The organism is Viridibacillus sp. d25.2, assembly GCF_055456015.2.
Window position 1 is genome coordinate 3975887 of the sequence record NZ_CM196652.1, and the last position, 15965, is coordinate 3991851.

Annotated in this window: 13 protein-coding genes and 1 other annotated feature; of the genes, 4 read left to right on the forward strand and 9 right to left on the reverse strand. The window is 34.8% G+C overall.

All coding sequences use genetic code 11. The features are described 5' to 3' along the window. The first annotated feature begins 1798 nt into the window (after positions 1-1798). On the forward strand, positions 1799-1933 hold the full coding sequence (locus tag ACZLO7_RS19560; RefSeq protein ID WP_464939572.1) for a sporulation histidine kinase inhibitor Sda: 135 nt from the start codon (positions 1799-1801) through the stop codon (positions 1931-1933). A gap of 1052 nt (positions 1934-2985) precedes the next feature. Continuing rightward, on the forward strand, positions 2986-3957 hold the full coding sequence (locus ACZLO7_RS19565; protein ID WP_464939571.1) for a proline dehydrogenase family protein: 972 nt from the start codon (positions 2986-2988) through the stop codon (positions 3955-3957). A 29-nt stretch (positions 3958-3986) separates the two neighbouring features. Here ACZLO7_RS19565 and ACZLO7_RS19570 read toward each other — a convergent pair whose 3' ends face one another. Then, positions 3987-5309, reverse strand: coding sequence for an AAA-type ATPase lid domain-containing protein (locus ACZLO7_RS19570; protein WP_464939570.1), 1323 nt, complete (start codon positions 5307-5309; stop codon positions 3987-3989). Positions 5310-5451: 142 nt separating this feature from the next. On the opposite strand from ACZLO7_RS19570, the gene pruA reads away from it, so the two are divergent. Then, the gene (gene pruA, locus ACZLO7_RS19575) at positions 5452-6996 is read left to right on the forward strand and encodes an L-glutamate gamma-semialdehyde dehydrogenase (protein ID WP_464939569.1); all 1545 of its coding nucleotides are present in this window, start codon (positions 5452-5454) and stop codon (positions 6994-6996) included. Between the two features lie 311 nt (positions 6997-7307). On the opposite strand, the gene ACZLO7_RS19580 is transcribed toward pruA, so the two are convergent. Next, positions 7308-7895: a restriction endonuclease gene (locus ACZLO7_RS19580; RefSeq protein ID WP_464939568.1), complete on the reverse strand. Its 588-nt coding sequence runs from the start codon at positions 7893-7895 to the stop codon at positions 7308-7310. Between the two features lie 225 nt (positions 7896-8120). Further along, positions 8121-8373 (forward strand) — a binding site (T-box leader). A gap of 68 nt (positions 8374-8441) precedes the next feature. Between ACZLO7_RS19580 and brnQ the strand changes: the two genes are divergently transcribed. After that, positions 8442-9767 carry a branched-chain amino acid transport system II carrier protein gene (gene brnQ, locus ACZLO7_RS19585; protein WP_464939567.1) on the forward strand — a complete coding sequence of 442 codons (1326 nt, stop codon included), beginning with the start codon at positions 8442-8444 and terminating at the stop codon, positions 9765-9767. 13 nt (positions 9768-9780) lie between these two features. On the opposite strand, the gene ACZLO7_RS19590 is transcribed toward brnQ, so the two are convergent. From ACZLO7_RS19590 to ACZLO7_RS19620, 7 genes are all read right to left on the reverse strand, one after another. Further along, entirely contained in the window at positions 9781-9912 is a 132-nt protein-coding gene (locus ACZLO7_RS19590) for a hypothetical protein (protein WP_464939565.1), read from the reverse strand. Between the two features lie 94 nt (positions 9913-10006). Beyond that, positions 10007-10981 (reverse strand): nuclease-related domain-containing protein, encoded by a 975-nt coding sequence (locus ACZLO7_RS19595; RefSeq protein ID WP_511261424.1) that lies wholly within the window; start codon positions 10979-10981, stop codon positions 10007-10009. Positions 10982-11400: 419 nt separating this feature from the next. Further along, positions 11401-11694: a hypothetical protein gene (locus tag ACZLO7_RS19600; protein WP_464939564.1), complete on the reverse strand. Its 294-nt coding sequence runs from the start codon at positions 11692-11694 to the stop codon at positions 11401-11403. A gap of 94 nt (positions 11695-11788) precedes the next feature. Then, complete coding sequence (locus ACZLO7_RS19605) at positions 11789-12484, reverse strand: YqjF family protein (protein ID WP_464939563.1); 696 nt, start codon at positions 12482-12484, stop codon at positions 11789-11791. 115 nt (positions 12485-12599) lie between these two features. After that, positions 12600-13445, reverse strand: coding sequence for a ComEC/Rec2 family competence protein (locus ACZLO7_RS19610; protein WP_464939562.1), 846 nt, complete (start codon positions 13443-13445; stop codon positions 12600-12602). A 144-nt stretch (positions 13446-13589) separates the two neighbouring features. Continuing rightward, positions 13590-15050, reverse strand: coding sequence for a 4-hydroxyphenylacetate 3-monooxygenase, oxygenase component (gene hpaB / locus ACZLO7_RS19615; protein WP_464939561.1), 1461 nt, complete (start codon positions 15048-15050; stop codon positions 13590-13592). Between the two features lie 459 nt (positions 15051-15509). Beyond that, positions 15510-15797: a hypothetical protein gene (locus ACZLO7_RS19620; RefSeq protein WP_464939560.1), complete on the reverse strand. Its 288-nt coding sequence runs from the start codon at positions 15795-15797 to the stop codon at positions 15510-15512. Positions 15798-15965: the final 168 nt, after the last annotated feature.

A 15965-nucleotide genomic window follows, 5' to 3' on the forward strand; every position in this document is an offset into this window, starting at 1 on the left:
ACTCTTTCAAGGTTATAGAAAAGAAAAGAAAAAAAATAATCTAATTCTTCCACTGAACTAATAATTTTATGAAGGTTTTATAAAAACTTGATTAAAGCGAAATACAATCAAAAAATCTCCTAGTTTTTTTGATTAGGAGATTGAAGTCAAAAGGCAACTGATTGAACTCACTCCAATTTCATGATTTTTGTTTACCCCGTTATTTTCCATCAACTCAAGATTATTATTACTTTCAATTAATAAAATAAATGAGTCAATAGAAAAGTAGAAGGTAGCATTTTATTGATTTGGAGAAGCGTCCGCTCGACTCCTGCGGGATTAGCGAGACAGACGAGACCCTGCAGGAACGTAGCGACGAAGCGGCTCGGCTCTCGCCCGCGGAAAGCGAGTGGTAAGCTTCGGAAACCTGATTTATCCTGTATACAAATAAAAAGACACTGTAGATAAACCTGAATTTCTTCGCAATTTGTCTACAGCCTAACATCTATTAAAATGAATGAGGATATAGAAAATTAGTAGAAGGTAGCATTTTATTAGTCTGGAGAAGCGTCCGCTCGACTCCTGCGGGAAAAGCGAGACAGACGAGACCCTGCAGGAGCGCAGCGACGAAGCGGCTCGGCGCTCGCCCGCGGAAAGCGTGTGGTAAGCTTCGGAAAACCTGATTTCTCTTGTATACAAATAAAAAGACTGTAGATAAACCTGAATTTCTTCGCAATTTGTCTACAACCTAACATCTATTAAAATGAATGAGGATATAGAAAATTAGTAGAAGGTAGCATTTTATTGGTTTGGAGAAGCGTCCGCTCGACTCCTGCGGGAAAGCGAGACAGACGAGACCCTGCAGGAGCGCAGCGACGAAGCGGCTCGGCGCTCGCCCGCGGAAAGCGAGCGGTAAGCTTCGGAAAACCTGATCTATCCTGTATACAAATTAAAAAGACTGTAGATAAACCGGAATTTCTTCGCAATTTGTCTACAGCCTAACATCTATTAAAATGAATGAGGTAGAAAATTAGAAGCAGGTAGCACTTTATTGGTTTGGAGAAGCGTCCGCTCGACTCCTGCGGGAAAGCGAGACAGACGAGACCCTGCAGGAGCGTAGCGAAGAAGCGACTCGACTCTCGCCCGCGGAAAGCGAGCGGTAAGCTTCGGAAAACCTGATCATTATTTTGATTAAGAGAATAACTAAACAAGGACTCTTTTGCCCATAATTACATATAAAACTATAATCGACATAATTTCACGAAAATCCAGGTTATTTAGTTTTGAAGAAAGGGAACTGTAGGGTTATTGAGCTAAAAACGGTGATTGTTGTGGAGTTTGTAATAATTGCTCCGTTGGTATTGATAATTTTTGTAATACAGTGACTAATTATTGTATTAACCTTTCAAATTAATTATTAACAGAATATTCACGTCTTAATATTAGTGGATTCTAGCTCCCGCGCTGATTTATGAATGTTTAATATCTCTATTTTTATGAAAAAGAATACCATTTATGATGTCAATTCAACTCGAAATACCAACGAAAAGCTGATAATTCAAAAAAATGTTTCGACAAAATTTAAGGGTATATAGAACTGTGGATAACTTTATACACATTACACACACTGTTACCTCTATATTCTTCCAATATATCCATAAGTTAATCACAAATTATCCACGAAAGTCTGTGGATAAAGGAGTGGTTGTCTTGATCCAAGCAATTTGCTACATTATTTATAGCAAAGTTAACTATCAATATATTACATCTTGTTTAGATTTAGAACTCCACTCACAAAAATACGGAGGTGAACTAATTCGTGAGTAAATTATCGGACGATTTATTGATTAAAGCTTACGTCACGGCAACTAATAGCATGTTAAATCCAGATTTTATTTACCTATTAAAAACTGAAATTATACGCCGCTCTCTAATTAAGAAAATCCCATGTTAAACTGATTCAGCATTTTAAAAAAATGAGGAATTAGCTTTTCTTGTTAATGATAGGCATTTCAAATATAAGCAGCTATTTATTTCTTCGTTTGAACACCAACGTGAATTAGATATCCGATACATTGTCATGTATTTCAACTTTAAAATATTTTAATAATACGCACCATATCACCATTTATTAATTGATAGTTTATCTGCTGATTGTACGGAAACTCATAACCGATGTCTCTAAATCTTTTGTAAGATTTGAAAGTATTATTATAAGTTGATGATAGTGATTTCAACTGATGAATTTTATACACCAATGAAAAGTACAATGATTTTATAACCTTGATAAAGATATCTAGAAAATAATAGATTTAGTAATAAAGAATTTATAATTGCCAGAGTGGTGTTTTCCTATCACTCTGGCAATCCATTTTAACAACAAGCATGTAAGTTCCGCCTTGACCTTCTCTAATAGAACCATTAACAAACATTAGCTAGATATACTAATGTGCCCTTCATTTTTAACTATTTTTAAATAACTTTGAACGAAGTACTTTTTCACTTATAACTCTTCCAACTATCTCTAATTCAGTTTCTCTCCCCTTATTTTATACTCATATAAGAACATTCATAATCCAACGTTTTTCACAATTTTATTATGTAAAATAGCTTATAAATAAGCAACTAAACATGGGAAACCAATACAGATATGCTTCTTTTTTTGGGGTATTACTGTTATATTCAAACACATCATTACTATTCCAACTATTTTGTGATCCTACATAATTCATTACCCACAATTATTATATTAATATTTTATTTACGCTGTAAATAAACCTCTTTTGATACCATCATTCATTTTTCTATTTGTTCGTTTCATAAAACTCTTATTATGACTGTATTTTTCTACCTAAAACTGGTGCTTCCTAGCTATCTTTAACTGGAAATTTAATCTAAAGTATACATTTTTCTAAAAATTTATTTTAAAAGAAAACTCTTGCAATTTTAAATTTTGTGATATAATCGCTTGGAATTTAGTTCACAAATGATGGGGAGAGATTTTTTATGATATTAAGAGACTTTTTTATGTATTTATCGGAAAATCGCACACTAAATGCAGCTGCTCAAAGATACGGTTTAAAGATGGGGGCACAAAGTGTTGTAGCCGGTACTAATATTCAAGAAACGATTGATAGTATTAAAGAATTAAATAAGCATGGTATTGCATGTACAGTTGATAACTTAGGTGAATTTGTTTTTGAAAAATCCGAAGCTACTGCTGCTAAAAATCAAATTTTAGAATTAATTCAAGCTATTCATGATCATAAAGTAGATGCTCATATCTCTTTAAAACCTTCACAATTGGGGTTAGATATTGATATCGACTTCTGTTATGAAAATTTAAAAGAAATTGTTGCCCTAGCTGATCAATTCGATATTTTCGTTAACTTTGACATGGAGAATTATGATCGTTTACACCCTTCTTTTGAGTTGATGGAGCAACTAAATTCTGAGCATCAAAATATCGGTACCGTTATTCAAGCATACTTCCATGAGTCTGATGAAAATATCGAAAAATATAAAAACTATCGTTTGCGTATCGTAAAAGGTGCTTATAAAGAACCAGCAAATATCGCTTATCAAGATAAAGCAGAGATTGATGCAAAATATATTAAATTAATCGAGTATCACTTACTGAATGGTAAATTTACTTCAATCGCAACACACGATCACCGTGTCATTAACCATGTAAAACAATTTGTTAAAACAAATAATATTCCGAATGATAAATTTGAGTTCCAAATGCTTTATGGTTTCCGTAAAGATATGCAACTTCAGTTAGCAAAAGAAGGTTATAACTTCTGTACTTATGTACCATTTGGAAGTGATTGGTATGGATACTTCATGCGTCGATTAGCAGAGCGTCCTCAAAACTTATCACTCGTTACAAAACAAGTTTTCAACAAAAAAACTAACACTGCGATTGGCTTAGCTGCATCAGCATTCATTGTTGGTCGTCTATCAAAACGCAAATAAAAAAAACCCGCTCAAAAGGCGGGATTTTTTTATTTCTTCTCTTCAGTATCTTTCATTCGCTTCATACGATATTGTAAACTTTGTCTTTTCAATCCTAGCTCTTTCGCTGTTTTTGAAACATTGCCACCAAAGAATTCTAGTGCCTTAACCACGTAATAGTCTTCTACTTCACGAATATATTGGTCGAGTGGACGGAGATCTTTGACTGTTTGCACGATAAACAATTCACTTTGTGCATTATTTTCCAGACGGTGAATATCTTGAACCTTCCAGCGAAAATAAGCTGGTAACATCTCATAAGTAATACTCTCTTCCGTAGTGATAAGAGATGCTATTTCGTCTAATAACACTTCTAATTCTTTTAAATTACCTGGCCAATCATAAGATAAAAAGATTTCTTCAACTTCTTCCTCAAGGCCTTTCACAAAGGAACCGAAGTCTTGTCGATGCCTTGAAAAGTAGTCATTCACGAAAGGCATAATGTCTTCTTTCCGTTCTCTGATTGAGGGAACACGGATTGTAAGTGATGAAAAGAAAAAGTATAGACTTTTTGATAGCTTCCCATCACTTATTAGCTCAATTGGATCTCCTCCAATACTCGCGATAAAGACGTGATTTTTTGTTTCATGGATTTTTAACAATTCTACGATTCTTTCCTGTGCAGACATCGATAAATACTCAATACGTTCACCGAAGAATGTAATATTATTGTTTTCAGTTATATATTTTTCTAACTGTGTAATTACTGCTTCTTCGTCTCTTCTACAAATGAGTGTTATAAATTGTTCGTTGGGTATCAAAAGTGAGTGGTGGATTCCTTCAGCAATCATATCCTTCCCTGTACCTGACTCCCCTATGAGCATGACCGAAATACGACTAGTCGCAGCTAATTTTGCTGTTGAAATAACATTCTTCATCGATGCTGAAACAGCTGTGATTGTTTCAAACGTTAATGGTTGCCCATAACGGCGAAGTGGCTGATACATCATAAACTCTTGTGTAGATATATCGCGTGCAAATTCCACTGCCCCTAGAATTCGTCCCTCTTTTTCAATTGGCAAAATATTATTGATGGTCGTGATTTCCTGCCCTTTTCGATTCCAAAATGTTTTTTTATGATTTCGAATCGGTTGCCCTTTATGTAACACTTGAAGCAATAAACTCTCTTTAGCTTCAAAATTAATAATTTCCCATGCCGTGCGTTTTTTAACCTCTTCTGCTGTTATGCCCTCAAGCTCTTTCATTTTTTTATTATAAATAACCGGCATTCCGTTTGCATCAATTGCACTAATACCGATATCACTCATTTCCGTAATAAATTTATACACTTGAAGTAGACCATCTAGTTCCAATTTTAGCTGCCCCTTTAACTTTTTTATAATTTTTAGAATATTTTTATTGTAATATGCCAAATGATATTGCATTATTATATATATACTTTTCAGAAAAGTGCAAACTCATTTTGCACCTTAGAACTTAGGGGGAAAAAAATTAATGATTCCATACAAACATGAACCATTTACTGATTTCACTTCGAAAGAGCATGCAGATGCATATCAAGTTGCATTAAAACAAGTAAAAGAACAATTAGGACAAGAATATCCTTTAATCATAAACGGCGAAAAAGTAACAACTGAGGAAAAGATCTCGTCTTACAATCCTGCTAAAAAAACAGAATTAGTAGGTGTTGTATCAAAAGCAAGCCAAGAATTAGCTGAAAAAGCTATGCAAGCTGCACATACCGCTTTTGGAGAATGGAAATATACTCCGGCTGAAGTAAGAGCAGATATTTTATTTAAAGCAGCGGCAATCATTCGCCGACGCAAACATGAATTTTCTGCTTGGTTAACATTCGAAGCTGGTAAACCATGGAATGAAGCTGATGCTGATACTGCTGAAGCAATTGATTTCCTTGAGTATTATGGTCGCCAAATGTTAGCGATTAAAGATGGTCAACCTGTTGAAAGTCGCGTAGGCGAATTTAACCGCTATGACTATATCCCATTAGGTGTTGGTGTTATCATCTCTCCTTGGAACTTCCCATTTGCAATCATGGCTGGTACTACTGTAGCAGCAGTTGTAACCGGTAACACAGTACTGTTAAAACCTGCTTCGACTACACCTGTTGTTGCTTATAAATTCATTGAAGTATTAGAAGAAGCTGGACTTCCAGCAGGTGTTGTTAACTACATCCCTGGTTCAGGCGCTGAAGTTGGCGATTACTTAGTAGATCACAAGCATACTCGTTTCATCAGCTTTACTGGTTCTCGTGATGTTGGTCTTCGTATTAATCAACGCGCTTCTGTTGTAAATGAAGGTCAAATTTGGATTAAACGTGTTATCGCTGAAATGGGTGGTAAAGATACGATTGTAGTAGATAAAGAGGCTGATTTAGAACTAGCTGCTCAATCTATCGTTAAATCTGCATTCGGCTTTAGTGGTCAAAAATGTTCAGCATGTTCACGTGTAGTAATTGTGGCTGAAGTTTATGATGAAGTAGTTGCACGTGTAGAAGAATTAACTAGAGCATTACAAGTAGGTAATCCAGAAGATCCTACTAACTATACTGGACCAGTTATTGATGAAGCTGCATTCAATAAAATTACTAGCTACATCGAAATTGGTAAAGAAGAAGGTCGCTTAATCGCTGGCGGTACTGCTGACCAATCAGAAGGCTATTTCGTTCAACCAACAGTATTTGCAGATGTATCTCCTGAAGCACGTATTATGAAAGAAGAAATCTTCGGACCAGTTGTAGCTATTTCTAAAGCTTCTAATTTCGAAGAAGCGATCGCAATTGCTAATAGTACTGAATATGGTTTAACTGGTGCTGTTATTTCAAAAAATCGCGCAAATATCGAATATGCACGTCAACGTTTCCATGTAGGTAACTTATACTTTAACCGTGGCTGTACTGGTGCTATCGTAGGATACCAACCATTCGGTGGTTTTAACATGTCAGGTACAGATTCTAAAGCTGGTGGCCCTGATTATTTACAGCTTCATATGCAAGCAAAAACAACTTCAGAAACTCTATAATTTCATCTCCTATTATATAGGAAGAAACTCTAGATTTTTTATGCTCGACGTATGATAGTTTATACGTCGAGTTTTTATTAAGAGATAAAAAACTCGTATCTTTTATCTTCATTTAATGATTTTTAATACCTCGTATAAAGCAAAAAAATACTATTTTATTTCATATTTACAAATAAAAACACCTTTTATGATTATACGCAAAATAATATCATCGAAGGTGTTTTCACATTATAAATTGTTTTATTGAATATCAGTTTTGCCACTAATTTATGGTGATACGAAATCTAATTCTTCAGTCTATATCAATAAAGTTACTCTGTCTTTAGCCCTACTTTTACTTCTTTATTTTTCATATCTAAACTCATCTTGATTAGTTCGTCTCGTTGTATCATCCGAACATGATTTTTTTTCGCGAGTATCAAGGCTTGTTTCGTATATGTACTATTTGTAATTACCCAAGCGACTGTTCCATTATACATTTTAATGGCGGGGATAATCTCCTGAACTGCTTTTACTCCAACTGCTTGTTTATAACGCTTTGCCTGCACAACAATAACTTGTTGATCTTTTTTTAAAATTAGATCGGCTCCATAGTCTCCCGTTGTAGAAGTATAGGATACTTTATAACCTTGACTCTTAAAGATCGCTCCAACATATTCCTCAAATTGTCTACCTGTCATTTTATCGATTTCTTGTATACCAGATTGCTGCATCTTTTTATTAAAACGAATAGATCTCCAAATTGAAAATACTATAATCACAATTAAACATAATCCAACTGCTTTAAAAACGCCCCACAACGTATTAGAAGAAAACCAACCTAATATTGCGGCTATAAGTAGTAATAGTCCAATGAATTCATCTATCATTTTTTGTTCCTTTTTCGTGCGATTCCGCATTGCTTACCACCCTCTTTACACAATAATCAACATCCCTATTCATACTATTAAACCATAAAATGTAATATATTAGAACTTAATGGATACTATTTACCACAACTAATATACTGTTTATATTTTATACGTGCACTAAATTCCAATTTTACGCATCCAATTAACTGAACTGTCTAATTCTTCATTTTATATTGACAATTGTTTTTTTAGCTGATAAGCTATGAAACATATCCAAATTCGTTGAAGAGAATAAGTACGGATGGACACTTAATCCATAGAGAGTCGACGCATGCTGAAAGTCGATGTTTAAATCCATTTCTGAAGTAATCTCTGAGAAGCAAAATTGAACCTAAAGTAAATTTTGCCGGCAAATCCTCCGTTACCAAGGGATCACGTATATTAGTACGGTGGCTGAGTGCTGGACTTTTTGTGAACAACAAAATTCCAGAATTAGGGTGGTATCGCGAGTAATCTCGTCCCTTTTATAGGGGCGAGTTTTTTTTGTGCCTATTTTCACTGAATATGGATTACTATTTTGAAGGAGTGAATGAAATGAAAAAATCTACAACTTTGTTTATTGGATTAATGTTATTTTCAATGTTCTTTGGAGCCGGTAATCTTATTTTCCCACCGTCTTTAGGTGCTAATGCAGGGACAAACTTTCCACTCGCTATAACTGGATTTATCGTGACTGCAGTTGGTCTACCATTACTTGTATTAATAGCTTTATCATTTGTTGAAGGTGGTGTTCGTACACTAGGAAGTCGTGTCCACCCTATCTTCGGTATCGTTTATACAATCACCGCATATTTATCAGTAGGACCATTTCTTGCTATCCCTCGTAATGCAACACTGGCATTCGAGATGGGGTTAAAGCCTTTTATATCTGATTCCACTTTTGCTCTAATCGGTTTTACGGCTTTATTTTTCCTTTTAGTATTTTTAGTTAGTTTAAACCAAAGTAAAATGATGGATTTAATGGGCAAAATCATTACACCACTATTATTAATTAGTATGATTGTTTTAGTTGTAGTAGGTTTTGTTCGCTTACAAAATGGCGCATTAGCTCCTGCAACAACAGAGTATGCTCAATCTCCTTTCCTAAAAGGTTTTTTAGAAGGATATAACACAATGGATGCTCTTGCTGCTCTTGCATTTGGTATTGTTATTTTGAGCGCATTGAAGCAACAAGGTGCTACGGAAGGTAAGATGCTTCGAAGAGAGGTGCTTAAAGCGGGGCTTTTAGCTGGATTTTTACTAACTGTTGTATATTGTTCACTCGGCTATATTGGTGTGAAAATGGCAGGAACAGGTACATTTGAAAATGGTAGCACCCTTCTTTCATCTGCTTCCTACTTATTATTCGGACAATATGGTAACTTATTATTAGGTATTATTTTCGTACTCGCTTGCTTCACTACATGTGTTGGATTAGTATCTGCTTGTGCAAACTATTTTTCTACATTAGTACCTAAAGTTAGTTATAAAAAAATCTCTTTATTCTTTTCATTGATTGGTTTTGGACTAGCTAACTTCGGACTAAATACAATTTTATTGGTAAGTGTTCCTTTTTTAATTGCTGCATACTCTTTAACAATTGTATTGATCGTGATTTCTCTATTCCATCCGCTATTTAAAGGTTCTTCTTATGTTTACGTTACAGCAATGTCGCTTACTGGAATAGTTGCTTTATATGATGGTTTAAAAGCATTCGGCTTAAAGTTTGGTGTAGTTGATAAATATATGAGCCACCTTCCATTTGCAGAGCTTGGATTAGGTTGGATCATTCCTGCAATTGTAGGGACTGTCATTGGATATTGCCTATATCTCATAAAGGGAAAATCACCCGTGGTTCTTTCACAGCCAGTTGAGAAATAACCTGGGAGAAAGATTAAGGCCGAATTATGAGGATAGCTTGATGTAAATTTGATTGTTGCACTGAGTTCGGGGATTGTTGCGCTGAGTTAATTGATTGTTGCACTAACTCAATTGATTGTCGTGTTAACTCAATTGATTGTTGCACTAACTTGCCCCATTGTTATTTAGCAGAATATTCACGTCCTTAGTGGACGACATTTCCAATGTTTTTGGACAAAAAAAACCAGCTTTTGCTGGTTTTACTTTTTGAATAATGGTTGATTGTAATCATAATGATAGACACGAGATTTAGTGTTCCCGATAGGGGTTAGATTCATCATTTTGAAGAGTCTCGATATCGTAAACTTATCTTCTATTTGTAGAAAGTTTCTGCATTCTTTGTTTGTGATGGTAGGTTTAAAGAGTTGAAACCAATCGAGCAAAGTTTGCTTTAGAATGACTTGCTTTGATGTTTTACAATTTGGGCATTGCTGCCCTCTTCTCGATGAATACTCTATTGTTGTACCACAAGGGCAAATCATACCAGAATATAAATTTTCGGGTTGTAGGTTGTATTTGTAGCATAAGGGAAAGGGATTATACGGCTTGATGTGCGACTTTAGTTGATTGCAAAGCAAATGAAATTCTTCGTCGTTGAGTTTGTGTGGGAGAGTATTGAGCTGTTCTAAAAAAATGGGGATTTCTTTGTTGAACAGTAATTGCACTTTCTTAGGGCGTTTTCTTATAAATGTGTTGGTGTTTGGCATAACAATTTTATAGTAAATTGGCATTTCATACTTATTATTTTGGAGCCAATATTTCAGGCTACTTACTGCACGAATAATTTGAGTTTGGGGGCATTCGTATATTCGTTTTTCACCTTCTACTATCTGAACTAATTGATAAGGATTTTCGTGAAATCGTAATACACCTCGCATGTTTTTCACTTCAAATATACAAATATAGCTAGGTGTGATAATAAGTGAGTCGATTTGTACAAAACGAAATTTAGATACTTGTAATTCAACGTTGGGAAAATAGATATTTGGCAATTTAAAGTGAGTTTCTTGAATGAAATGGTCGACGCGCAATTCACCTTTATAGCCTGCTAGAATACGTTCAATGTCTTGCCGTATGCCATTGATAGCTTGATGATGTGAGTTCGGTACTCGGTGAAGAAGCCGATTGAGTGCTTGAATTTGTATTGGAATAGGTCTAGTAATATTGATGAAAATTCACTCCCTTTCAACTATAGTTAGATAGAATCTATCATGATATGGAAAATATTTCAATAGATATTTTGTTTGTTGCCCTAACTTTGGGGATTGTTGCGCTAACCCGATGGATTGTTGCGCTAACTCATCTCTTTGTTATTTAGCAGAATATTCACGTCCTATTTTATTGATTTATTTTATTTTGAGACATCTCGCGTATGGAAAACTTGTTTTTATTGGAAACTCACCAATTCTGGTCGCAATTTGAGGATCGGGTGAAGGGAATTTTGATTGTTGCGCTAACTTTGGGGATTGTTGCACTATGTGCGTTGATTGTTGCGCTAACTCTGCCGATTGTTGCACTAACCCGATGGATTGTTGCGCTATCTCACTCCTTTGTTATTTAGCAGAATATTCACGTCCTATTTTATTGATTTATTTTATTTTGAGACATCTCGCGTATGTGGAAAACTTGTTTTTATTGGAAACTCACCAATTCTGGCCGCAATTTGAGGATTGGGTGAAGGGAATTTTGTTTGTTGCGCTAACTTTGGGAATTGTTGCATTAACTCTGTTGATTGTTGCACTAACTCTGCCGATTCTTGCATTAACTCTGTTGATTGTTGCACTAACTCTGCTGATTGTTGTACTAACTCGACTGATTGTTGTACTAACTCGACTGATTGTTGTACTAACTCGACTGATTGTTGTACTAACTCGACTGATTGTTGCACTAACCCGATGGATTGTTGCGCTATCTCACTCCATTGTTATTTAGCAGAATATTCACGTCTTTAGAGGTTTCCCCCTAAAGACGTGCATAGAATTTCACATTTCTTTAACTGGAGGGTAAAGATAGGTTTTTTTCATTTTAGAGTAGTGAGCGATTGGGTAGTTTTCTTTGTCATCATATTTTAGATAAGAAGCGATTGAATTTGCATGGATGGTGCATTCGGCATTTTGCAATGTCCATGGAGAGTGTTCATTATCGAGTCTGATTAACTGCCCGTTTATTTTTGTCCAGCAATGGTAACGTTCGGTTAGCCAACATTCTAATTGACTACGTTCAATTGGTCCAGAAATTGGTTCATATGAAGCTATAAGAGTTTCGTAATTCGTTTCTAATTTTTTACTTCTACTATAAAAAGTGATTATATTATCACTTTTTTTCAATGTAACATTAGCTTGTCGTAAAGGCATAAAGTTTTTAAAATTCAACAGTTTTGCGATTAGTTGATTATTGGCATCTATGCTTAAAAAGTAAATACCAGCCTTTTCTTTATAAGTAACATATGTGCGGGCATTTAATTCTAGAAAGGAACTGATACCGGGTAAGGATGGTATAAATCTTGGGCGATTCTCTTTTACTTGAAAAAACACTAAACTGATCCATGCTTTATTATTTATGAGATCCAGCTCTAGTTCTGATGGGATGTATTGCCGTATATCTTCAGCTGAGACTGACCAATGTAGAAATAATACATCGTGCCATTCCTGCGTTATAATCCAAGGTCTTTTATTCATTGAATCACTCCTTTCAACAACTTCACAATGCTTATTATTCCCTTTGATAAATATATTCAAACTAGTAAAAAATAAACCCTGAACTCCGAAGAGTTCAGGGTTTATTTACCAATAACTATTGCTGCATACTAATCGAATTACCATCACTCTTCACATATACAGTTCCATTTCTCGTGACAAAAACTTTTGTTCCCAATTCCTCCAAGGCCTTAACTGCTTTACCAGCTTTTCTTGCGCTGGTAATAACTGCAAAAAGAGGGTTTACCTTTTCGTAAAATTCCAATGTATTCTCTTCAAATTTCCCATGGTGTGGGACTTTTAAGAATGTATGCTTAACAACGCTATGTTTCATTATTTCATTCATGCGTTCTTCTTCTGCATCTGCTGTTAATAAAAAGCTATTGTTTCCGTGTTGTACACTTACTACAAGTGAATAATCATTTTCTTCTTTGTATTTACTTTTTTGTGGTGGGTATACTGTGAATTCAGCAGTACCTGCAGTAAAGGAATAAATTTGGGTCAATGCTTTGGGGGCGATGTGATTTGCTGTAATCGCATATCTGTACTCTAGATATTGTATACTGCTACGCTTATACTTTGGTGTAATAATTTGCTGGACGTCCACACTATTTATAATAGTATCTGCTCCACCAACATGATCCTTATCGAAATGGGTTAAAATCAAGTAGTCAATTTTTTCTATATTATGCTTTTCTAAATAAGTGACAATCTTTTTGGCATGCTTGTCTTCTCCAGTATCAACCAATATTGTTTTGCCACCCGACATTAGAAGCATACTGTCAGCTTTACCGATTTTAAAAATTGTCATATCTAAAAGTGTTGTCTCACTACTTGCAGCAGTTTTCGTGTGGTAAGAGGAGCAACCTATTAAGGTTAGAATGATGAGCATAACTATGTACTGGAACATCACTCTTTTACCTTTGGACAGATATTGATTCATAAAACCACTCCCCTCTTTTCGTTAATTTTTTTTCGAGTTAATTTACTTTTAGTATCCTCTAAATGAGTTGAATTATGACGCAAAAAAATCCCCTTATCGAATGATAAGAAGATTTTCGTTATTGCTATCGGGACTTTTAGAACATTAAATATTTTTTAGCTGAGTGATATCAGAACTCAGTACATCCTGCACTCTTTGGACGTATGGATCCTTATTATACGTGAAGTACAACTGACTAGAAAGTCTAACGGGATCGCCAAAGAACAGTCTTTCATAAAGCGTTTGGCGTGTGCCGAAAGCGCTCATAGTCATATCCCAAGCTAGACGGAATATTTTAACGCGATCTTCTGCAGTGTCTGCTTTAGATTGTAAATATTGATCCAGGTCTTTTCTCATATTCGATTGGAATGCATTTTCAGTGGGGATTGACATTAACCCGCTTGCTCCCAAAATCTGAATAATTTCAGCAAACCTAGGATATACCTTAGGAAATACATTTATTGAAATTTGTAATGTTGTACGATCTGGTCTCATAACACCGAATTCATCCAACTTAGCTTCTGCTTCTGATTTCATAACCAATGCTTTCATTGTTTCCAATGCAACAATAATTTCAGAAGCCTTTTCTTGTACATGAAGGTATTCGCCAATATTAATCGTTTCAATGATAGACTGTACTACACCTAAAACAAATTCAGTTTTTACAATCTGTCTACAAGCTACTTGATGCAATGCGAAAGGTTGAAAAGAACTAGCCATCATAAAGCTATTGGATACACCTAAATTGTTATAATAAAATACGCGCTCCCATGGGACCAATACATTATCAAATACCACAATAGTATCCATTTCATCGTAACGAGAACTTAATGGGTAGTTAAATGTTGAGTCTCCTCCAACAAATGACTCTCTGCATAGAAATTTCAATCCTTTAGTGTTACTTGGTATCGAAAAGGCAAATCCCTTTTCCTCCTCCAATATTCCAGCAGCTGACATGACTAATAATTCGTCAGTAATGCCACCTTGTGTTGCTAGTAATCTCGCACCTTTTACAATAATGCCTTCATCGTTACTTTCCATTACTTTTGCAGCAATAGGCTCTTCTGTAGACTCCAAATAATATTGACCTCTATTTACTTGGGGATCCACAAATGTGTGTGTCATCGATATATCATTTTCTCGTGCATATTCATAAAAAGCTAATAGATTTTCAGGAAAACAATTATCTTTTCCTTCTAAAAATTTAGCCGATGATGCAAATGCCATTAACGTTGTATTCATATAATCTGGACTTCTGCCCATCATTCCATTATTTGATCTAGCCCATTGCTGAATCATTTCTCGTCTTTTTGCTAAATCTTCTTTCGACTGAGGTTGTAAATAAGATATACCTACTGAATTTCCAGTAGTTGGTGATGGATACGTGAGGATATCTTTTACTGAAGCATCATGTTGCATCTCGTATAGCAACGCCTGGCTTTTCATGATTCCTGTGAATGCAGGGTGCTCAGAAATATTACCTGTTACTTGCTTACCATCAATCCAAACATTCGTTTTCAGCTTGTTAATTCGGTCAATATACTGTTTCCCGGTTATTGCTGTCATACACACACTCCTAAATTGTACTCGCTAATGGTGAAATAGCTGTATGGAAATATTCATCTAGCTATTTCTTTAGTCATATTTTATGAATATGACCTGACTATTGTTACTCTTCGAATAATGAACTCAAATTTACATTCGAATTAATAAAGAAAGAGCACCATTATACATAACAAAAAACCTCAACCTAAGTGAAGTTATGAGAGAAATAATCGGTTGTTTTTTCCAAACTGATGTATGTATTTTTACCACTTTCCATCAACAATAAATATTAACTTAAAAAGCAAAAAACCTCCTAGAGAGCTTGAGGAGGTTCACTTTTTAATAATTCTATTGTTTTTTCATTCTTTTTCACTAATGACATAGCATCAAGATTCTTCCAACAGTTATTTTATGTATTAGTAAATGTACAATTTTAATAATAAACTTATCATTTCCATCTATATAAATTGCATAATTGTACTACTTTTCGTTTGATCTTCGTCTTGTAATAAAATGGTGGTGTGTTTTAAATCCTTTCCATTCTTTCATATGCTTATGTAAGTCTTTTCTTTGAAGTCTCGTTTCAGTAGTTTCCATATCAAAAGTAGAATTGGTCTTCATAGTGTCATCAACAATAAATATTACCGGGAATTGAAATAATTTTCGAACTAAATATATCATTCTCTGCTCATTTCGATCTGCCTCAATAATATGCACGGTTATTTCACTAAAGTCGATTATTTCTTCCCCTTGATAGTAGTACTTCACTTCTCCCATCCCCTTTTAAGAAATTTTATTTCTTTCTCTTAATTTATCATAAATAGGAAAAATTAACCATTAATTATATGTAGAATTTTAGTTTTGCTATATGTCGTAGGAGGAATGTTGTTGTTTTATTTTGAATTAAATTACTTAAAAACAAAGCCCTCCTAATCT